The organism is Paraburkholderia sp. XV (assembly GCF_020177535.1).
In the GTDB taxonomy this organism is placed as follows: domain Bacteria; phylum Pseudomonadota; class Gammaproteobacteria; order Burkholderiales; family Burkholderiaceae; genus Paraburkholderia; species Paraburkholderia caribensis.
In genome coordinates, this window is the sequence record NZ_JAGUUD010000038.1 from 46,822 (window position 1) to 65,524 (window position 18,703).

An 18,703-nucleotide genomic window follows, 5' to 3' on the forward strand; every position below is an offset into this window, starting at 1 on the left:
GATGAGCGCCTCACCCGCTTCGCATTCCCATGCGCGAGCAAGCGGCAGCGAACGGTTGGCGCCGCCCAGATGGCAAACTGTGTGCAGGCTTTCGCGTCGTACGCGCACCACTCCGAACTGTGAAGCAGGGTTGGTGTTTCTGGCAGGAGCGCTTTCTGTACGGTGCGACAACCTACACACAGTTTGCCACCTGGGCGGCGGTGGACTATCTGGCGCGGCATGCTGGAATGTGGGTGTGTGAAGCGGGTGAGGCGCTCATCCGAAGCGTTGGCAACGGGCGTGCGTCCCGTGATTGTCGTGTGAAGTGTAAGGCCCTGTGGGGGCCCTCAGGCAGGAAGAAATGTTGGCGGTTTGAGCCGCTTTCTTTTGCCTACTTTTCTTTGCGGCGGCAAAGAAAAGTAGGTGCCGCCCCGCACAGGGGCGACGCCTGAAGCACGCTAACAATGCGCGGATGCCAGCGCAAAGGCGAATCGCAGATGCCAGCGCCAAACCAAACCAGCAACGCAACCCAAAACCCAAACCCCAACAGCGTCGCAGACAAAAAACCCCCATCTATTTGAAACTGGATCGACATGGAAGCGGAACGCCTCAACGCAATCGAATCCTCCCTTGCGGACCTGCGCACACGCGCAGGCGAGCTCCGGGGGTATCTTTGACTACGATGCAAAGTCGGTACGACTGATCGAAGTCAATAAGGAACTCGAAGACCCGAACGTCTGGAACGACTCGAAGCACGCCCAGGCGCTCGGCAAGGAAAAGAAGCTGCTCGAAGGCGTCGTCGACGTGCTGAGCGCGCTCGATAACGATCTGCGCGACACGCAAGACCTGTTCGACATGGCGCGCGAGGAAAACGACGAAGACACGCTCGTCGCGGTCGAAGAGGACGTCGCGAAACTCGAAGCGCGCGTCGCCGATATGGAATTCCGCCGGATGTTCTCGAACCCGGCCGACCCGAACAACGCGTTCATCGACATCCAGGCGGGCGCAGGCGGCACGGAAGCGTGCGACTGGGCGGCGATGCTGTTGCGTCAGTACCTGCGCTACTGCGAGCGCAAGGGCTTCAAGACGGAAGTGCTCGAAGAATCCGAAGGCGATGTCGCCGGCATCAAGAGCGCCACCGTCAAGGTCGAAGGCGAATACGCATACGGCTTCCTGCGTACCGAAACAGGCATTCACCGCCTCGTGCGCAAGTCGCCGTTCGACTCGTCAGGCGGCCGTCATACGTCATTCTCGTCGGTGTTCGTCTATCCGGAAATCGATGAATCGTTCGAGATCGAAGTCAATCCGGCCGACCTGCGCATCGATACCTACCGTGCTTCGGGCGCGGGCGGTCAGCACATCAACAAGACCGACTCCGCGGTGCGTATCACGCACGTCCCGTCAGGTATCGTCGTGCAGTGCCAGAACGACCGCTCGCAGCACCGTAACCGCGCCGAAGCCATGGCCATGCTGAAATCGCGCCTGTACGAAGCCGAAATGCGCAAGCGCCAGTCGGAACAGGACAAGCTCGAAGCGGGCAAATCGGACGTGGGCTGGGGCCACCAGATCCGTTCGTACGTGCTCGACAACAGCCGCATCAAGGATCTGCGCACCAACGTCGAAATCAGCAACACGAAGAGCGTGCTCGACGGCGATCTCGACGCGTTCATCAGCGCGAGCCTGAAACAGGGCATCTAAAGCGCATCCGGCGCGGCACGCTTCGCCGCGCCGCATTTTTTTCACCGCCCGTGCGCCACAGTCGAACGCGCGCACGAGGCATCGGACACTGAACATCATCACCATGACCGAACCGATCCAGCGGGATGCCGCCCAGCAGAATGCAGTCGCCGAGTTGGACGACAACCAGATCATCGCAGAGCGCCGCGAAAAGCTGCGCGCGCTGCGCGAGCAAGGCGTCGCCTACCCGAACGACTTCCGCCCGACCCACCACGCCGCCGATCTCCAGTCCGACTACGCGGACAAGGACAAGGACGCGCTCGAAGCGACCGCGCTGCAGGTCGCGCTGGCCGGCCGCATGATGCTCAAGCGCGTGATGGGCAAGGCCAGCTTCGCGACGGTGCGCGACGGCTCGGGTCAGATCCAGTTCTTCATCACGCCCGCCGACGTCGGCGAAGCAACGTACGAAGCGTTCAAGAAGTGGGACCTGGGCGACATCGTCGCCGCGAAAGGCGTGCTGTTCCGCACGAACAAGGGCGAGCTCTCCGTGCGCTGCACGGAACTGCGCCTGCTGTCGAAGGCGCTGCGTCCGCTGCCCGACAAGTTCCATGGTCTGGCCGACCAGGAAATGCGCTATCGCCAGCGCTACGTCGACCTGATCGTCACGGACGAAGCGCGCAAGACCTTCGTCGCGCGCACCAAGGCCGTGTCGTCGATCCGCAAGTTCATGGCCGACGCCGACTTCATGGAAGTCGAAACGCCGATGCTCCACCCGATCCCGGGCGGCGCGGCGGCCAAGCCGTTCGTCACGCATCACAACGCGCTGGATATGCAGATGTTCCTGCGTATCGCGCCTGAGCTGTACCTGAAGCGCCTCGTGGTCGGCGGCTTCGAGCGCGTGTTCGAGATCAACCGGAATTTCCGTAACGAGGGCGTGTCGCCGCGTCACAATCCGGAATTCACGATGATGGAGTTCTACGCCGCGTACACCGACTACAAGTGGCTGATGGACTTCACCGAACAACTGATCCGCCAGGCCGCCGTCGATGCCCTCGGCAACGCGACGATCACCTATCAGGGCCGCGAACTGGATCTGTCGAAGCCGTTCCATCGCCTGACGATCACGCAGGCCATCCAGAAGTACGCACCGCAATACACGGACGCGCAACTGGCGGACGGCGCGTTCCTGCGCACGGAACTGAAGAAGTTCGGCGTCGACGCCACGCAGCCGCAGTTCCTGAATGCGGGTATCGGCGCGCTGCAACTGGCGCTTTTCGAGGAAACGGCGGAATCGCAGCTGTGGGAGCCGACCTTCATCATCGACTACCCGATCGAAGTGTCGCCGCTCGCGCGCGCATCGGATAGCGTGGACGGCATCACCGAGCGCTTCGAGCTGTTCATCACGGGCCGTGAGATCGCCAATGGTTTCTCGGAACTGAACGATCCGGAAGACCAGGCTGCGCGCTTCAAGAAACAGGTCGACCAGAAGGACGCCGGCGACGAAGAAGCGATGTACTACGACGCCGACTACATCCGCGCGCTCGAATACGGCATGCCGCCTGCCGGCGGCTGCGGGATCGGCATCGACCGTCTGGTCATGCTGCTCACCGACAGCCCGAGCATCCGCGACGTCATCCTGTTCCCGCATCTGCGCCGCGAAGACTGATCTTCCCCGCCGATATCGCAGTCCCCGCGCACGGCCGTTTCCCGCCGTGCGCGGCCCCTCCCTCACCGTTCTTTCCGGAAGCGCACGTACCGTTTGTAACTATCGGTAAAAGCTGCGCAATTCGATCCCGTCCGCCTTCCTCTTCATCCCGTCGAAACGCAATTACGGCACGGCTTTTGGCTTTTGGTGCGGTTCTTGCGTCAGTGGTGGGCAAATTCCGGCTCGCTCGCGGTTACAAATTGAAACCCCGCCCAGATCGGCATGTCAGACACTGATACCGCTACTCTTACAGGTCAAACTCTGCAAAGCTGGAGGCCTACCACCATGGATAACCCAAACAATTCACCGCGCCGCCTTCATCCCCTCATTGCCGTGGCGGCGGGCGCCGTCATCGTCGCCAGTCTGGTGGCGACGGCGGCCGTGACGGGACTGTTCCCGAAAGCTTCGAGCAACGGCGAGCAAAGCGATCAGGTGCAATCGGCGGCCGTGGCGCAGCAACAGCAGCCTGTCGTCGATACCGCACAACCGGCTAACCTGAGCGCGCAACAACAAGCAGCAGCGCAACGGCAAGCCGAACAGCAAGCCGAGCAGCAAGCTGCGCAGCAGCAGGCCCAGGCACAGCAGGCCCAGCAACAGGCGCGGGCCCAGCAGGCACAACAGCAAGCTGCGCAGCAAGCGCCCCAGGCACCCGCGCCGGCCCCGCAATATGCGCAACAGCCGCAATACGCGCAACAGCAACCCGCGCGACCCGCCTACTGTTCGACGTGCGGCACGGTCGAAGCGATTTCGGCGGTGCGCCAGGAGGGCCACGGAACCGGGATTGGCGCCGTGGGCGGCGCGGTGGCGGGCGGTGTCGTCGGCAACCAGTTCGGCAGTGGCGGCGGCCGCACGGCGATGACGTTGCTCGGCGCGCTCGGCGGCGGCCTCGCGGGTAATTCGGTCGAAAAGCATCTGCGCAGCTCGACCAGTTACTCGGTGCGCGTGCATATGGAAAACGGCAAGACGCGCTACTTCACGTATCACGAAGCGCCGCCGTTTCAGCAAGGCCAGCGCGTGCGCGTGGAGAACGGGACGCTCGTCGCGGGCTGATCTTTGACGGACGCTAACGAACGTTAAGGGACGCCCACGCTCGCCAGGCTTCGAGCATTAAAAAAGGCGACTTCCACGGAAGTCGCCTTTGTCTTTGTTGCGCCTCGAAGCGCCACTGAACGCGCCGCGCTCAGTAATCCGCGTCTTCGATCCATGCCGCCTGAATCGCTTCAAGGATCTTTTCGTTCGAGCGGTTCGGATCGTCGTCGAAACCGTCCAGTTCCATCACCCAGCGGTGAAGATCGGTGAAGCGCACTTGTTGCGGATCGATCTCCGGGTGCTTGTCGGTCAAGGCCATCGCGATATCTTGCGTGTCGGTCCACTTCATGGCTGCTCGCTCCTGTTAGTGATTTTCCTTCGCGTGGTTGATCGAATAACGCGGAATCTCGACCACGAGATCGTCGCCTTCAGGCATGAGCGCCTGGCACGACAACCGCGATTCGCGTTCGAGACCCCATGCCTTGTCGAGCAGATCGTCCTCGTCTTCTTCCGACGGCGTCAACGCGTCGAAACCCTCACGCACGATCACGTGGCAGGTCGTGCACGCGCAAGACTTCTCGCATGCGTGCTCGATTTCGATGCCGTGTTCAAGCAGATTGTCGCAGATGCTCTTACCCGGCACGGCGTCGATGACCGCGCCTTCCGGACACAGTTCGACGTGAGGCAGCACAACGATTTGAGGCATACAAATTCCGTTCTGGTCTGTGAGGCACGGACGCCGCCCTTCAGGCACCGTACCATTTTACTGGTGGCGCGGCCGTTTTTGGCACGCGCCGCGTGATTCAGCGGCGACGCGTGAATCATCGATTCACGACATCGCCCTGGTTGCGTCCACCGCGCCGGCTGAAGACTGGCGCGCCGTCAGATCTCGTCGAGCTTGCGGCCCGCAAGCGCGCGACGAATGCTCTTGTCCATCCGGCGCGCGGCGAATTCGTCGGTGCCTTCGGCGAGTGTCTTCGTCGCGGCTTCGATTGCGTCGGTATCGTCGCTGGGCGCGATTGCGCGCAGCGCGGCGACGAGATCTTCGAGCGCGCTGCGCTCGTCGGCGTCGAGCAGTTCGCCGTCGGCCGCGAGCGCCGCTTCCGTCGCCTCGATCAGCCGCTGCGCTTCGACCTGCGCCTCGCGCAGCGCCCGCGCGCGCATATCGACTTCCGCCGTCTTGAAGCTGTCTTCGAGCATGCGCGCGACGTCGTCGTCGGCGAGGCCGTACGACGGCTTCACGACCACCGACGCCTCCACGCCCGAATGCTGCTCGCGCGCAAACACGGATAGCAGACCGTCCGCATCGACCTGGTAGGTGACGCGGATACGCGCCGCGCCCGCTGCCATCGGCGGAATGCCGCGCAACTCGAAACGCGCCAGCGAACGGCAGTCGGATACGAGCTCGCGCTCGCCCTGGACGACGTGAATCGCCATCGCCGTCTGACCGTCCTTGAAGGTGGTGAATTCCTGTGCCCGCGCGACGGGAATGGTCGAATTGCGCGGGATGATCTTCTCGGCGAGACCGCCCATCGTTTCGACGCCGAGCGACAGCGGAATCACGTCGAGCAGCAGCCAGTCGTCGCCGTCGGCGCCGCGGTTGCCCGCGAGCAGATCGGCCTGGATGGCCGCCCCGAGCGCGACGACCTGATCCGGGTCCAGATTGGTCAGCGGCGGCTGGCCGAAGAAGTTTTCGACTGCGCGGCGGATCACCGGCATGCGCGTCGCGCCGCCGACGAGCACGACGCCGTTGATATCGGCCGCCGTCAATTTCGCGTCGCGCAGCGCTTTTTTCGTCGGGCCGAGCGTGCGCTGCACGAGCGCCTGCGTGATCGTTTCGAACGCCGCTTCATCGACGGTGACGTCGATCTTCGCGCCGCTGGCGAGTGTTACCTGGACGGCAGCGTCCGGCGCGGACGACAGCGCTTCCTTCGCGACGCGCACGGCGTCGAGCAGCAGCCGCACGTCTTCCGGCGTCAGCGACGCGGCGGGAACATTCGCCTTCTCCAAAACATGGCGGTACAGCGCGTGATCGAAGTCGTCGCCGCCGAGCGCAGAATCGCCGCCCGCCGCGAGCACTTCGAAAACACCCTTCGTGAGCTTCAGGACGGACAGATCGAAGGTGCCGCCGCCCAGGTCGTACACGGCGTACAGACCCTCCGCGCCGTTGTCGAGACCGTACGCAATCGCGGCCGCCGTCGGCTCGTTCAGCAGGCGCAGCACATTCAGGCCGGCCAGACGCGCGGCATCCTTGGTTGCCTGGCGCTGCGCTTCGTCGAAATACGCCGGCACCGTGATCACCGCGCCGACCAGCTCGTCGCCGAGCGTGTCTTCCGCGCGATAACGCAGCGTCGCGAGAATTTCCGCGGACACCTCGACGGGACTCTTCACGCCGTCGACGGTACGGATCTGCACCATGCCCGGCGCATCGACGAAGTCGTAGGGCGCGTTTTCCGCGTGCTCGACTTCGCTCTTGCCGCGCCCCATGAAGCGCTTGACCGAGACGATCGTGTTGCGGGGATCGGTGGCGGCTTCCGCTTTCGCCACGCGGCCAATGCGGCGGCCGCCCTTCTCCAGATACCGCACGACGGACGGCAGCAGATAGTGGCCTTCGTCGTCGGGCAATACGTCGGGCACGCCGCTGCGCACCGCCGCGACGAGAGAGTTGGTCGTGCCGAGGTCGATGCCGACCGCGAGACGCCGCTGATGCGGCGCGGGCGCCATGCCGGGTTCAGAAATTTGCAGTAAAGCCATCTGGAATCTTCTTCGGGGCTTGCTTCGCCCCGGTCCTGATCGTGTTGGTTCGCGTGGTGATTGGGCGGGTTCATCGAACCGCGTCGTGCTGCGACAGGCGGCCTCAGACGTCGAGCCGCTCGATCTGCGTGCCGATCTCCGCAGCCACGCGCTCGATGAACATCAGTTGCCGTACGGCTTCGCCCGCTGCCTGATTCGAGCCGCTGTCGAGCAATGCCGCCAGCTTCGTGAAGCGCAGCTTTTCCTCTTCGCGCAACTCGGCGAGCAATGCATCGAGCGCATCGATGTTCTTCGCCGCCGACGCATCCTCGATGCTCTCGCGCCATTCCATTTGCTGCATCAGGAACGCCGGCTCCATCGCCGTGTTGTTCTCCGCGCCGACATCGATGCCGCGCAGCGTCAGCAGGTAGCGCGCGCGCTTCAGCGGATCGCGCAGCGTCTGATACGCCTCGTTCGTGCGCGTGGCCCACTGCATCGCGATGCGCTTTTGCGCGTCGCCCGCAGCGGCGAAACGGTCGGGATGCACCTGCGCCTGCACCGTGCGATACGCGTGATCCAATGCGGACGTATCGAGCGCGAATTGCTCGGGCAGGTTGAAGAGTTCGAAGTGACTGTCGTTCAGCGAAGCCATCAGGTTACTTTGTCCATGCAATGCGCGCCGGGCAGCGCCGAAGCGCACACCAGGTGCGCGGCGAAATTGAAAAAAGGCGGCACAGGCCGCCTTTTCAGCATGACTCGCGCGCTTACACGCGGAACGATTCGCCGCAGCCGCACTCGTCCTTCACGTTCGGGTTGTTGAACCTGAAGCCTTCGTTCAACCCTTCGCGTGCGAAGTCGAGTTCCGTGCCGTCGATATAAGCGAGGCTCTTCGGGTCCACCACGATCTTCACGCCCTTGCATTCGAACACTTCGTCTTCGGGCGCGAGTTCGTCGACGTACTCGAGCTTATACGCGAGGCCCGAGCAACCCGTCGTGCGCACACCGAGCCGCAGCCCGACGCCCTTGCCGCGCCGGATCAGATATTTCTGCACGTGTTGTGCTGCCTTTTCGGTCAACGTAATTGCCATAGCGTTTCTCAATGTGCGGCACGCCGACGCTCCTCACGAAGCGTGTCGCGACCCTGCCTGCTTCCCAAATCGTTCCGGCGGACGCCGATAGCAACCACCACTACCGACGCGTCGCCGTGCCACTCCGACGCACTGAACCGCGCCGTCTTCAAGCCGATTGCTCAGCCTTCGCTGCGTCAGCCGTTTCGCCGTGACGCTGCTTGTAGTCGGCAACGGCCGCCTTGATCGCGTCTTCCGCGAGGATCGAGCAGTGGATCTTCACGGGCGGCAGCGCCAGCTCTTCGGCGATCTGCGTGTTCTTGATCGACAGCGCCTGATCCAGCGTCTTGCCCTTCACCCATTCCGTGACGAGCGAGCTCGACGCGATGGCCGAACCGCAGCCGTACGTCTTGAACTTTGCGTCTTCGATCACGCCGTCTGCGCCAACGCGAATCTGCAGCTTCATCACGTCGCCGCAAGCGGGCGCGCCGACCATGCCAGTGCCGACCGTGTCGTCGTCCTTCGAGAACGAACCGACGTTGCGCGGGTTTTCGTAGTGATCCAGAACCTTGTCGCTATATGCCATTTTGTGACTCCTTGATTCGATTCAACCTGCGTGCGTGTATCGACTGATTTCAGGCGCGCTCAGTGCGCGGCCCATTGAATCGTCGACAGATCGATGCCGTCCTTGTGCATTTCCCACAGCGGCGACAGATCGCGCAGCTTCGCAATCTTGCTCTTCAGCAGGTTGATGACGTAATCGACGTCCTGCTCCGTCGTGAAGCGGCCGACCGTGAAGCGGATCGAGCTGTGCGCCAGTTCGTCGTTGCGGCCGAGCGCGCGCAGCACATACGACGGTTCCAGCGACGCCGACGTACACGCCGATCCCGACGACACCGCGACGTCCTTCACCGCCATGATCAGCGACTCGCCTTCGACGAAGTTGAAGCTGATGTTCAGGTTGTGCGGGACACGCTTTTCCATGTCGCCGTTCACATACGTTTCTTCGATCTCTTGCAGGCCGCGCAGCAGCTTGTCGCGCAGCATGCGGATGCGTTCGTTTTCGGTCGCCATTTCTTCACGCGCGATACGGAACGCTTCGCCCATGCCGACGATCTGGTGCGTCGCCAGCGTGCCCGAACGCATGCCGCGCTCGTGACCGCCGCCGTGCATCTGCGCTTCGATGCGCACGCGCGGCTTGCGGCGCACATACAGCGCGCCAATGCCCTTCGGGCCATATGTCTTGTGCGCCGAGAACGACATCAGGTCGACCTTCAGCTTCTGCAGGTCGATTTCGACCTTGCCGGTAGCCTGCGCCGCGTCGACGTGGAAAATGATGCCCTTCTCGCGGCAGATCTCGCCGATCGTCTCGATGTCCTGCACGACACCGATCTCGTTGTTCACGTGCATCACCGAAACGAGGATCGTGTCCGGACGCAGTGCGGCCTTGAACACGTCGAGGTCGATCAGACCGTCGTCCTTCACATCGAGGTACGTGACTTCGTAGCCTTCGCGCTCCAGCTCACGTGTAGTGTCGAGCACAGCCTTGTGCTCGGTCTTCACCGTGATGATGTGCTTGCCCTTGCCTTTGTAGAAGTGCGCCGCACCCTTGATGGCGAGGTTGTCCGATTCCGTCGCGCCTGAAGTCCAGATGATTTCGCGCGGGTCGGCGTTGACGAGCGCCGCGACGTTCTCGCGCGCTTCCTCGACGGCACGTTCCGCGTCCCAGCCGTATGCGTGGCTGCGCGATGCCGGGTTACCGAACTGCTCGCGCAGGTACGGAATCATCTTGTCCACCACGCGCGGGTCGACGGGTGTCGTCGCGCTGTAGTCCATGTAAATGGGCAGGTGGGGAATGTCGTTATTCATCAATCGCTCCGGGGACATCAGTGCTTATGGCTTCATGGTTCTGGCGTTCGCGTCTTGGCGCGTTCTGTCAGCCGGCCATGTTGAAAACGGAATTCGGCCCTTTCGGCACCGCGCGCGGCTCCACGGCTGGCGCTTCCGTACGCCGGTCGCGCAGCACAGCCGTCGAGCCTTCGCGCGAACGCTGCTGGTCGACCAGGTCTTTCAGAGAAACGGAGTCGAGATACTCGACCATCTTCTGGTTCAGCGTCGACCACAGTTCATGCGTCATGCAATGGCCGTCGTGATGCTTCGTGCCTTCGCACGAACCCTTGCCGCCGCATTGTGTGGCATCGAGCGGTTCGTCGACGGCGATGATGATGTCCGCGACCGTCACATCCTCTGCGCGACGCGCGAGGTTGTAGCCGCCGCCCGGCCCGCGCACGGATTCGACGATCTCGTGACGGCGCAGCTTGCCAAACAGCTGCTCGAGGTAGGACAGGGAGATATGTTGGCGCTGGCTGATACCCGCAAGCGTCACCGGGCCCTGCTCCTGGCGCAATGCCAGGTCGATCATCGCCGTGACGGCGAAACGGCCTTTCGTGGTGAGTCTCATATGTGGTGGGAACCGCAATTCTCGACAAGTTTGGTCAAGTATAAATACATGACGGATTTAGTCAAGTATCCCTATCTCGATTTGGGTCATTTACTTAACGAAAAACCTGTCTACGGGGTCAATTGGGGCCGCAGTGCCGCGATCAGGCCACGGCAGGCGGTTTCGCACTGGTCCAGCACGATTTCGAAGCCTTCGCCGCCGCCGAAGTACGGATCGACGACCTCGCGCGCATCGAAACCTGGCGCGGGTCTTTCCACGCCACTTGCGTCCGGCGCACCCGCGTCAGCCGCAAATTCCATCAGCAGACGAATCTTGTCGCGCTGCCCGGCCGGACAGATCTGTCTGAGTGCGGCGATATTTTTGTCGTCCATCGCGACGATCAGGTCGAAGCGCTGGAAATCGTCCGCGGTGATCTGACGGCCGCGAAATATCGACAAATCGTAACCGCGATTTTTTGCAGCCCGCTGCGCGCGTTCATCCGGCGCTTCGCCGATGTGCCAGTCGCCCGTACCCGCCGAATCCACGATCACGCGATCCACGAGCTTCGCTTCTGCCAGCAGGTGCCGCATGACGCCTTCCGCGGTCGGGGAACGGCAAATGTTCCCAAGGCACACGAAGCAGATGGCGACGGTTTTCATCAGTGGCTGAGCGGCTCAGCCGCAAGTGTCATATGTGGTGAAACTGTGCCGCGATTATACAAAGCCATGCAAAATCACGCCGGCGGCGCGCCAGCAGCGATGCCGATTACATCGGCTGTGCGGACATGCGTGCCGTCGCGGGCATGACAGCCTCGCCACCGACGAATCCATACGAAACGGTACGAGCAAGTTCAGCCGACACGCGCTCGGCAGCGAGCGGCGACTGCGCGGCCGCGCCGTTATACAGATGCAGGTAAGCAACGGCCGCAAGCGGCACAACGATGGCTAATGGCCAATACACCGATATTTTCTTTTTCATGATGTGGTTCTCTTTAAGCGGGCCCTAGTGACAGACGCACTTTGCCCAGTCGAAATGGTAGCCGAGGACGCAATCCGGAAAAACCCGCCCCGCCGGAACACAGCGTTGCGTCCCGATGAACAGTCGGGATCGCGAAGCGATTTCGCAAAGTGCCGACGCCAGTCTTTCGACCGCCGAAAGATATCCTTACAAAAGCACACACAGGTAATACTCGGCAGGCGGTACAACTAGCTACATGGATAGACACGCATCTCTCGCTTGTCTTAACACTCAAATGAAACGTCTTATTCCTTCTTTCCTTCCTGCCGCCGTTGCACTCTGCGCGGTCGCCACGCTCGGCGGATGTGCCGCGTATCCGTACGGCGGCCCGCCGGCGGGCTACGGCTACAACGACGGGTATTACGATGGCTACGGCGTCCCCGCGTATGGCTACGCCGAGCCGCCCGTTCAATCGAGCCTTTTCCTGGGCTTCGGCGGATACTCGGGGCCCGACTATGACCGCCGCTATTGGGGCGGACGCGGCTATGACCACGGCAATTACGGCAATTACAATCGCGGCGACCGTGGCAACTGGAACGGTAATGGCCGGGGCGGCAATGGCAACAACGGCGGCCCGCCGCGCGGCCAGCCACCACAGGCGGGCAATCCGCCGCCGCAGAACCCCGGCGGCAATTCGGGCGGCGGCTACCATGGCAATCGGCCGCCCGTGCAGGCGGGCGCGGGTCAGCAGCAAGGCGGGGGCAATCGCGGCGGCGGCGGTAATCGCGGCGGTGGCGGCGGACAGGCATGGAACAACGAAGGCGGCAGGCCGCACTGATTGCCGCAGTGCCTGGCGCAATAAGGAAGAGGCTGTATCGCACATGCGATACAGCCTCTTTCAATTTCGACGCTCGAAAGAGGAGCGTTACCCGATATGTGTCTTGCTCGCGGCGTAGAGTTCGCGGAACGTGCGCCCTACGGGCGCCGGCATCTCGCGCGTATTCGTCCAGCCCGCGCCAAGTGGCAGCTTCGCAATCGACTTCCGGCTGCCGCCCATCCGCTCGAGAATCCGCACCGCGACCTTCGTGAAAAGACTGTACGCCGTCGGATGCATGGCCAGATAGCCCCACACAGCGAGTCCGTAGCGCTCCTGCCACGGCCGCAGATGCCGCTCCACCTGGCGCTCGCGCAGTTTGCGCAGCAGATCCGACAGCGGAATGCCGACCGGGCATACGCTATTGCATTCACCGCATAGCGTCGCGGCCTGCGGAAGGTCGAGCGCCTTTTCGATGCCGACATAGCTGGGTGTGAGCACCGAGCCCATCGGCCCCGGGTAGACCCACCCATACGCGTGTCCGCCGACCTTCTGATACACAGGGCAATGGTTCATGCACGCGCCACAGCGGATACAGCGCAGCATCTCCTGAAAGTCGCCGCCGATCAGCCCGGTGCGCCCGCCATCGACCAGCACCACGTACATATGCTCCGGCCCGTCCTGGTCGCCCTCCCGGCGCGGCCCCGTCAGCACGGAGAAATAGTTCGACACGTCCTGCCCCGTCGCCGAGCGCGGCAACAGACGCATGGCCGTCGCGAGATCCTCGAGCGTCGGCAGTACCTTTTCGATGCCCGTGACCGCGACGTGCACGCGCGGCATCACCGTGCACATGCCTTCGTTGCCTTCGTTGGTCACGAGCGCGACCGAACCCGTTTCCGCGATCACGAAATTGCCGCCCGTCACGCCCATGTCGGCCGTCATGAAGTGCGGACGCAGCATCTCGCGCGCCTCGCGCGTCATCTCGGGGATTTCGGTCAGACGCGGCTTCTGGTGCGTCTTTGCGAACAGGTCGGCGATCTCTTCCTTATCCTTGTGGACGACGGGCGCGATGATGTGGCTCGGCGGCTCGTTGTCGTTGATCTGCAGGATGTATTCGCCGAGGTCGGTTTCGATCGACTGCACGCCCATCTGTCCCAGCACCTCGTTCAGGCGCATTTCCTCGGACACCATCGACTTCGTCTTGATCACCTTCTTCACGTCGTGCTTGCGCGCGATATCAGCGACGAGCTTCGCGGCGTCTTGTGTCGATTCGGCGAACAGCACGGTGACGCCGCGCCGCGTCGCCTCGCGCTCGAAGGTCTCCAGCCAGACGTCAAGGTTCTCCAGCGCGCGGTTGCGGCGCTCCTTGAGCGCGGCGCGCGTGGCGGGGAAATCGATTGCCAGCATCGCCGACGCGCGCGCCGACACGAATTTCGTCGACAGCTTGGTGAGGTTCTGCTGAAGGCGCTGGTCGGCGAGTTTCTGGCCCGCGCGCGCCTTGAACTGCATCGTTTGGACTTGCATGACAGCCTTGGGGATCGGTTACAGGTTTGCGCTACCGCTTGCTGGCACTTATCAGGCAACGAACAACGTTCGACCGCGCTCAGGCGTCGCCTGCCAGAACCTGCGCGATGTGCAGCACGCGCGTGGTCGTATCGCCCGTGCGCCGCAGGCGCCCTTCGATATTCAACATGCAGCCGAGATCGCCCAGCACGACGGCTTGCGCGCCGCTCGCCTGCACATTGGCGCACTTCTCGTCGACGATCGCCGTCGAGATGTCGCCGAACTTCACGGCAAACGTACCGCCGAAGCCGCAGCAATGCTCGCAGTCCTTCATCTCGGTCACGGCGACGCCAGCCTGCGCGAGCAACGCGCGCGGCTGCTGCTTGACGCCCAGCTCGCGCAGCCCCGAACAGGAGTCGTGATACGTCACGGGCCCCTGAAATTCGCCCGGCGTCAGCTCGACCTTCGCGACGGTGGCGAGAAAATCGGTGAGTTCATAGACCTTCGGACGCAGCCGCCCGAAGCGGCCCATCAGTTCGGGGTCATCAGCGAACAGGTCGCCGTAATGTGCGCGGATCATCCCGCCGCATGAGCCCGACGGCACGACCACGTAATCGTATTGCTCGAACTCGCGCAGCGTCTTTTCCGCCAGGTCCCGCGCGATGCGCCGGTCGCCGGAGTTGTAGGCGGGCTGCCCGCAGCACGTTTGCGCCGGCGGCACGAACACCTCGTAGCCAGCGCGCTCGATCAGCTTGATCGCGGAGAAGCCGATTTCGGGGCGCATCAGATCGATCAGGCAGGTGACGAAAAAACCGACTCGCATGTGTGCTCCTCCGGGGAAACGTCCCCGATTATCCGCTGTTTGGCGCGCAATACCAACGCGTAACCGCCCCACTGCGCAATGAACCGCCAAATAGTGAGATTGGAGGATCATTTCCAATGGCGTTCGCTTTTTTCACAATACGAGATACAATCAGTTTCCGCTGTTTGACGCGTCAACCGTTTAGCCTTATGAGCGATACGAACCCGGACCCCAAGACGTCGATTCAGGTGATCGAGCGCATGATGCGCCTGCTGGATGCCCTCGCCGCGCATAGCGACCCGGTCAGCCTGAAGGAACTCGCGCAACGCACCGATCTTCACCCGTCCACCGCCCATCGCATCCTGAACGATATGGTGACCTGCCGGCTGGTGGATCGCTCGGACCCGGGCACCTACCGTCTCGGCATGCGACTGCTGGAACTGGGCAATCTCGTCAAGGCGCGCCTGTCGGTGCGCGACGCCGCGCTGATGCCGATGCGCGAGCTGCACCGGCTGACGGGCCAGACCGTCAACCTGTCGGTGCGTCAGGGCGACGAAATCGTCTACATCGAGCGAGCCTATTCCGAGCGCTCGGGCATGCAGGTGGTTCGCGCCATAGGCGGCCGTGCGCCGCTGCATCTGACTTCCGTCGGCAAGCTGTTTCTCGCCGCCGACGAATCGACCCGCGTGCGCGCCTACGCGACCCGCACGGGTCTGTCGGGCCACACGCAGAACAGCATCACCGATCTCACCAAGCTGGAACGCGAACTGTCGCACGTGCGCCAGCAGGCATGCGCGCGCGACAACGAAGAACTGGAACTCGGCGTACGCTGCATCGCAGCCGGCATTTACGACGATACGGGCAAGCTCGTCGCTGGCCTGTCGCTGTCCGCGCCGGCCGACCGTCTGCAGGACTCGTGGCTCGGCCAGTTGAGCAAGACTGCGCTGGTAATTTCCGAGTCGCTCGGCTATCACCCGCAGGTGCAGCACGCAAGCACTTCGGCACATACAGCATGATGCCCGCCCACACGCGCGAATAAAAAAGCCCCGCAATGCGGGGCTTTTTGTTGGGCAGAGCTTTCGCTCAGGTCCCGGCGCCGTTGGCGTCCGCGCTGGTGATGCGCTGTTCGCCGCCGTTGTCGAGCCACGTGCGCAGACGTTGCGCATCGGCGAAACGCGAGTACTTGCCCGATGAATCGAGCAGCACCATGATCATCGGACGATCGTGGATCGTTGCCTGCATCACGAGGCACTCGCCTGCTTCGTTGATGAAGCCTGTCTTCTGCAGGCCGATATCCCAAGTCGGGTTGCGCACCAGCGCGTTCGTGCTGTTGTAGGCAATCGTGCGCTTGCCCGTGTACACCTCGTAGCTGCGATCGGTCGAGAACCTGCGGATCAGCGGATACTGATACGCGGCGTTGACCATCTTCACCAGATCACGCGCGCTCGATACGTTCTGGCTCGTCAGGCCCGTCGGATTTTCGAAGTGGGTGTCGGTCATGCCGAGCGCCTTCGCCTTCGCGTTCATCGCGGCCATGAAAGCGGGACGACCACCCGGGAAGTAACGCGACAACGCTGCCGCCGCGCGGTTTTCCGACGCCATCAGCGCGATGTGCAACATGTCCTCACGCGAGAGCACCGAGCCGACCGACAGGCGCGAGCCGGTATTCTTCTCGTAGTCGCGATCTTCGTCGGTGACTTCGATCTGCTCGGTCATCGCCGCCTTCGAATCGAGCACGACCATCGCCGTCATCAGCTTGGTGATCGACGCGATGGGCACGACGGCGCGCGAGTTCTTGTCGAACAGCGACTCAGACGTGTTCTGGTCGACCACGTAAGCGACGCTCGAACGCAGCATCAGCGCGTCAGGCGTCTCGTGCAGGCCGAACGCCGTGCCGACGGACGGTTGACGCGGCTCGAACGCGACGCGGCGCACGACCGAGTGATGACGGCCGTTCACCGTGTACGAGACGCGGCGCTTCTTCGAAACGGTGCGGGGCTGATCGTCATCGTTCTTCGCGGCGGCCTTGACGTCCTTCGCGGCCTTCGACGACTTGCTGGAGACTTGCTCGGCGGCGGCCTTCTTCGAAGGCTTCTTACCGGCTTTCGCGGACGTGGCAGGCGCCGTGGCGGACGCGGCGAAGGCGTCCACCGGCGCAGCAAAAGCCGCTGCGATGACCACCGAGGCAGCCACCGACAGAGCGGTGCTGAGCGCCGCGCCGTGCATCACTTTCAGTGACGAAAACATGTCGGTTTTCATTGGTGTTCTGGTTGGAGCGGCGAGAGAGTTTTCGCCAGTGTAGTAAAACAGTTAAAAATTAGCAATATTAAGCACTTATCGACAGTCCTTAAACCGAGTTGTCAGACTCGATTGCGGAAAAGCAATAAGTTGCAGGTGCATCATTGAAAATACCAATGACACGCCAGCAAGCCGCCCTCGCCAATTCGCTGAAAGACTCTCACTCGTTCAGCATATCGGCATCTTCGAACCAAACTTGATCAGGGGAAGTACGGTCGCGTACGCATGGCAATACGATCCTGCCGCAAGCATCCAGCGCGCGATGCCTGCCGCACCGAAGCACACATGCGGACGGGCGCGCCGGCCGACTCTTAAGCGACTACTGCGAAGCAGCATGCCGCGCGTTCGACCGGGATGGCGATTTAACGTTCCGCTACGGTTTTCGGTTTACCTGAGAATTTTACCTTTTTGCCCGAAAATTCGCCTCCGGCGCATCCCAAGCCCTTATCTGGCTTGAGAGACCACCTTTTTCACCGCACCACATCGGTGCAAACCCTAATGTGCATGCGCTTCACCACAATGTCATAAACGCTACATAACGTCTTGTTTTATTAGTAATTTCTATGCGTTGTGCGTTGCACAAAAAAGTCCTTGACATCTATCGGCGTCGTCCTAAAATGGGAACCATTGCTGCGACGCACAATTGACAGCGGACCAGCGATTCCTAATTTGTTCTGCAGTTAACCCAACTCGGTCCGCGCCAGACGGGCCGGTAATCCAGGAGCGTAAACATGACTCTGCTGACCCCTGAGCAATTCGCCGCAGCACAGAAGGCCAACCTTGAAACGCTGTTTGGCCTGACTTCGAAGGCATTCGAAGGCGTCGAAAAGCTGGTCGAGCTGAATCTCCAGGTCGTCAAGTCGACGATCGCTGAAGGCCAGGAAAACGCACAACGTGCGCTGTCGGTGAAGGACGCGCAAGAACTGCTCGCGCTGCAAGCGAGCCTGACGCAGCCGGTGGCCGAGAAGGTTCTGTCGTACGGTCGTCACCTGTACGAAATCGCATCGGCCACGCAAGCTGAGTTTGCGCGTGTTGCTGAAGCGCAATATGAAGAACAGAACAAGAAGGTGCAGGCGCTCGTCGAGAACGTCGCGAAGAATGCACCGGCTGGTTCGGAAACGGCTGTCGCCGTGATCAAGTCGGCCATCACGGCCGCGAACACGACGTACGAAACGGTTCACAAGGCAACGAAGCAGGCTGTCGAAATCGCTGAAAGCAACTTCAACGCGGCTGCTACGGCTGCATCGAAGGCCGCTTCGCAAGCTGCTGCTCAGGCTTCGCGTACGGCAGCTTCGGCCAAGAAGGCTGCTGTCTGATAACGATGTAACGGCTTCAACGGATCGGGCTTCACCTGCGTGTCGACGGATGCCCCATCGTCTGTCGGCGCGCAGCCGCGAGATGCACTGTCGAAGTGACTGGCGGTATGAACAGCGCCGCATGGTCGAGACTTCAGTGGCCATGCGGCCAGACGCTCCGATACGTTAAACAGCGTATCGTTTCCCCGGTCTAGGCCGGGTTTTTTTTGCCTTTTTTTTGTTTTTTTTTGCCTGCGCGGCCGGCGGTCTGGTTTGGTTCGGTTGTTCGCGGTGGTATCCGTGAGTTGCCTGCGTGCCTCAGGCGTTGCAGTTCGGTGTATTTGACTTCGCGCTGGCATTCGCGGTTTGCTTTTGCTTTTGCTTTCGCTGGCATCCGCGAATTG

The 18,703-nt window shown here is 62.2% G+C and carries 20 protein-coding genes; 6 read left to right on the top strand and 14 right to left on the bottom strand.

Translation table 11 applies throughout. The features are described 5' to 3' along the window. The first annotated feature begins 572 nt into the window (after positions 1–572). The 3 genes from prfB to KFO72_RS19385 all read left to right on the top strand — a co-directional run bounded on the left by prfB (position 573) and on the right by KFO72_RS19385 (position 4,411). Positions 573–1,677 (top strand): peptide chain release factor 2 gene (gene prfB, locus KFO72_RS19375; RefSeq protein ID WP_098021540.1). Its coding sequence is split into 2 segments (ribosomal slippage): positions 573–653 and positions 655–1,677, totalling 1,104 coding nucleotides; the frame shifts between segments, so codons are not numbered across the junction. Between the two features lie 103 nt (positions 1,678–1,780). Next, positions 1,781–3,322 carry a lysine--tRNA ligase gene (gene lysS, locus KFO72_RS19380; RefSeq protein WP_035990631.1) on the top strand — a complete coding sequence of 514 codons (1,542 nt, stop codon included), beginning with the start codon at positions 1,781–1,783 and terminating at the stop codon, positions 3,320–3,322. Positions 3,323–3,646: 324 nt separating this feature from the next. Further along, the gene (locus KFO72_RS19385; RefSeq protein WP_225032783.1) at positions 3,647–4,411 is read left to right on the top strand and encodes a glycine zipper 2TM domain-containing protein; all 765 of its coding nucleotides are present in this window, start codon (positions 3,647–3,649) and stop codon (positions 4,409–4,411) included. A 130-nt stretch (positions 4,412–4,541) separates the two neighbouring features. Here KFO72_RS19385 and iscX read toward each other — a convergent pair whose 3' ends face one another. The 10 genes from iscX to KFO72_RS19435 all read right to left on the bottom strand — a co-directional run bounded on the left by iscX (position 4,542) and on the right by KFO72_RS19435 (position 11,608). Then, complete coding sequence (gene iscX / locus KFO72_RS19390) at positions 4,542–4,739, bottom strand: Fe-S cluster assembly protein IscX (RefSeq protein ID WP_007586799.1); 198 nt, start codon at positions 4,737–4,739, stop codon at positions 4,542–4,544. A gap of 15 nt (positions 4,740–4,754) precedes the next feature. Next, positions 4,755–5,096 carry an ISC system 2Fe-2S type ferredoxin gene (gene fdx / locus KFO72_RS19395; protein ID WP_054934380.1) on the bottom strand — a complete coding sequence of 114 codons (342 nt, stop codon included), beginning with the start codon at positions 5,094–5,096 and terminating at the stop codon, positions 4,755–4,757. Between the two features lie 176 nt (positions 5,097–5,272). Then, the gene (gene hscA, locus KFO72_RS19400) at positions 5,273–7,144 is read right to left on the bottom strand and encodes a Fe-S protein assembly chaperone HscA (RefSeq protein ID WP_060601399.1); all 1,872 of its coding nucleotides are present in this window, start codon (positions 7,142–7,144) and stop codon (positions 5,273–5,275) included. A 103-nt stretch (positions 7,145–7,247) separates the two neighbouring features. Further along, positions 7,248–7,775 carry a Fe-S protein assembly co-chaperone HscB gene (hscB, locus tag KFO72_RS19405; RefSeq protein WP_054934378.1) on the bottom strand — a complete coding sequence of 176 codons (528 nt, stop codon included), beginning with the start codon at positions 7,773–7,775 and terminating at the stop codon, positions 7,248–7,250. A 112-nt stretch (positions 7,776–7,887) separates the two neighbouring features. Further along, positions 7,888–8,211, bottom strand: coding sequence for an iron-sulfur cluster assembly protein IscA (gene iscA, locus KFO72_RS19410; RefSeq protein ID WP_007586809.1), 324 nt, complete (start codon positions 8,209–8,211; stop codon positions 7,888–7,890). Positions 8,212–8,359: 148 nt separating this feature from the next. Then, positions 8,360–8,776 (bottom strand): Fe-S cluster assembly scaffold IscU, encoded by a 417-nt coding sequence (iscU, locus tag KFO72_RS19415; protein WP_054934377.1) that lies wholly within the window; start codon positions 8,774–8,776, stop codon positions 8,360–8,362. A gap of 59 nt (positions 8,777–8,835) precedes the next feature. After that, positions 8,836–10,059, bottom strand: a complete 1,224-nt coding sequence (locus KFO72_RS19420) for an IscS subfamily cysteine desulfurase (protein WP_035990621.1) — start codon at positions 10,057–10,059, stop codon at positions 8,836–8,838. A 67-nt stretch (positions 10,060–10,126) separates the two neighbouring features. After that, positions 10,127–10,651 carry a Fe-S cluster assembly transcriptional regulator IscR gene (iscR, locus tag KFO72_RS19425; protein ID WP_007586816.1) on the bottom strand — a complete coding sequence of 175 codons (525 nt, stop codon included), beginning with the start codon at positions 10,649–10,651 and terminating at the stop codon, positions 10,127–10,129. Positions 10,652–10,761: 110 nt separating this feature from the next. Beyond that, complete coding sequence (locus tag KFO72_RS19430; protein WP_225032784.1) at positions 10,762–11,289, bottom strand: low molecular weight protein-tyrosine-phosphatase; 528 nt, start codon at positions 11,287–11,289, stop codon at positions 10,762–10,764. Positions 11,290–11,395: 106 nt separating this feature from the next. Beyond that, the gene (locus KFO72_RS19435; protein WP_054934375.1) at positions 11,396–11,608 is read right to left on the bottom strand and encodes a hypothetical protein; all 213 of its coding nucleotides are present in this window, start codon (positions 11,606–11,608) and stop codon (positions 11,396–11,398) included. Positions 11,609–11,882: 274 nt separating this feature from the next. Here KFO72_RS19435 and KFO72_RS19440 point away from each other — a divergent pair, with 274 nt between their 5' ends. Then, positions 11,883–12,425 (top strand): hypothetical protein, encoded by a 543-nt coding sequence (locus KFO72_RS19440; protein WP_224100401.1) that lies wholly within the window; start codon positions 11,883–11,885, stop codon positions 12,423–12,425. A gap of 87 nt (positions 12,426–12,512) precedes the next feature. Here KFO72_RS19440 and KFO72_RS19445 read toward each other — a convergent pair whose 3' ends face one another. Both KFO72_RS19445 and KFO72_RS19450 read right to left on the bottom strand, forming a co-directional pair. Beyond that, positions 12,513–13,925, bottom strand: a complete 1,413-nt coding sequence (locus KFO72_RS19445) for a LutB/LldF family L-lactate oxidation iron-sulfur protein (RefSeq protein ID WP_054934373.1) — start codon at positions 13,923–13,925, stop codon at positions 12,513–12,515. 79 nt (positions 13,926–14,004) lie between these two features. Continuing rightward, positions 14,005–14,727: a (Fe-S)-binding protein gene (locus tag KFO72_RS19450; RefSeq protein ID WP_054934372.1), complete on the bottom strand. Its 723-nt coding sequence runs from the start codon at positions 14,725–14,727 to the stop codon at positions 14,005–14,007. A gap of 188 nt (positions 14,728–14,915) precedes the next feature. On the opposite strand from KFO72_RS19450, the gene KFO72_RS19455 reads away from it, so the two are divergent. Further along, positions 14,916–15,722, top strand: a complete 807-nt coding sequence (locus KFO72_RS19455; protein WP_054934371.1) for an IclR family transcriptional regulator — start codon at positions 14,916–14,918, stop codon at positions 15,720–15,722. A 67-nt stretch (positions 15,723–15,789) separates the two neighbouring features. On the opposite strand, the gene pbpG is transcribed toward KFO72_RS19455, so the two are convergent. After that, on the bottom strand, positions 15,790–16,965 hold the full coding sequence (gene pbpG, locus KFO72_RS19460) for a D-alanyl-D-alanine endopeptidase (RefSeq protein WP_054934370.1): 1,176 nt from the start codon (positions 16,963–16,965) through the stop codon (positions 15,790–15,792). Between the two features lie 770 nt (positions 16,966–17,735). On the opposite strand from pbpG, the gene KFO72_RS19465 reads away from it, so the two are divergent. Further along, the gene (locus KFO72_RS19465) at positions 17,736–18,320 is read left to right on the top strand and encodes a phasin family protein (protein ID WP_035990605.1); all 585 of its coding nucleotides are present in this window, start codon (positions 17,736–17,738) and stop codon (positions 18,318–18,320) included. 190 nt (positions 18,321–18,510) lie between these two features. On the opposite strand, the gene KFO72_RS19470 is transcribed toward KFO72_RS19465, so the two are convergent. After that, a partial coding sequence (locus tag KFO72_RS19470; RefSeq protein WP_225032785.1) for a hypothetical protein occupies positions 18,511–18,703 on the bottom strand: 193 nt, incomplete at its 5' end.

What these genes read in the sequence shown, in the direction of transcription:
- lysS (WP_035990631.1), top strand. Translation starts at nt 1,781, where the DNA reads ATGACCGAACCGATCCAGCGGGATGCCGCCCAGCAGAATGCAGTCGCC.
- KFO72_RS19385 (WP_225032783.1), top strand. Translation starts at nt 3,647, where the DNA reads ATGGATAACCCAAACAATTCACCGCGCCGCCTTCATCCCCTCATTGCC.
- iscX (WP_007586799.1), bottom strand. Translation starts at nt 4,739, where the DNA reads ATGAAGTGGACCGACACGCAAGATATCGCGATGGCCTTGACCGACAAG.
- fdx (WP_054934380.1), bottom strand. Translation starts at nt 5,096, where the DNA reads ATGCCTCAAATCGTTGTGCTGCCTCACGTCGAACTGTGTCCGGAAGGC.
- hscA (WP_060601399.1), bottom strand. Translation starts at nt 7,144, where the DNA reads ATGGCTTTACTGCAAATTTCTGAACCCGGCATGGCGCCCGCGCCGCAT.
- hscB (WP_054934378.1), bottom strand. Translation starts at nt 7,775, where the DNA reads ATGGCTTCGCTGAACGACAGTCACTTCGAACTCTTCAACCTGCCCGAG.
- iscA (WP_007586809.1), bottom strand. Translation starts at nt 8,211, where the DNA reads ATGGCAATTACGTTGACCGAAAAGGCAGCACAACACGTGCAGAAATAT.
- iscU (WP_054934377.1), bottom strand. Translation starts at nt 8,776, where the DNA reads ATGGCATATAGCGACAAGGTTCTGGATCACTACGAAAACCCGCGCAAC.
- KFO72_RS19420 (WP_035990621.1), bottom strand. Translation starts at nt 10,059, where the DNA reads ATGAATAACGACATTCCCCACCTGCCCATTTACATGGACTACAGCGCG.
- iscR (WP_007586816.1), bottom strand. Translation starts at nt 10,651, where the DNA reads ATGAGACTCACCACGAAAGGCCGTTTCGCCGTCACGGCGATGATCGAC.
- KFO72_RS19430 (WP_225032784.1), bottom strand. Translation starts at nt 11,289, where the DNA reads ATGAAAACCGTCGCCATCTGCTTCGTGTGCCTTGGGAACATTTGCCGT.
- KFO72_RS19435 (WP_054934375.1), bottom strand. Translation starts at nt 11,608, where the DNA reads ATGAAAAAGAAAATATCGGTGTATTGGCCATTAGCCATCGTTGTGCCG.
- KFO72_RS19440 (WP_224100401.1), top strand. Translation starts at nt 11,883, where the DNA reads ATGAAACGTCTTATTCCTTCTTTCCTTCCTGCCGCCGTTGCACTCTGC.
- KFO72_RS19445 (WP_054934373.1), bottom strand. Translation starts at nt 13,925, where the DNA reads ATGCAAGTCCAAACGATGCAGTTCAAGGCGCGCGCGGGCCAGAAACTC.
- KFO72_RS19450 (WP_054934372.1), bottom strand. Translation starts at nt 14,727, where the DNA reads ATGCGAGTCGGTTTTTTCGTCACCTGCCTGATCGATCTGATGCGCCCC.
- KFO72_RS19455 (WP_054934371.1), top strand. Translation starts at nt 14,916, where the DNA reads ATGAGCGATACGAACCCGGACCCCAAGACGTCGATTCAGGTGATCGAG.
- pbpG (WP_054934370.1), bottom strand. Translation starts at nt 16,965, where the DNA reads ATGAAAACCGACATGTTTTCGTCACTGAAAGTGATGCACGGCGCGGCG.
- KFO72_RS19465 (WP_035990605.1), top strand. Translation starts at nt 17,736, where the DNA reads ATGACTCTGCTGACCCCTGAGCAATTCGCCGCAGCACAGAAGGCCAAC.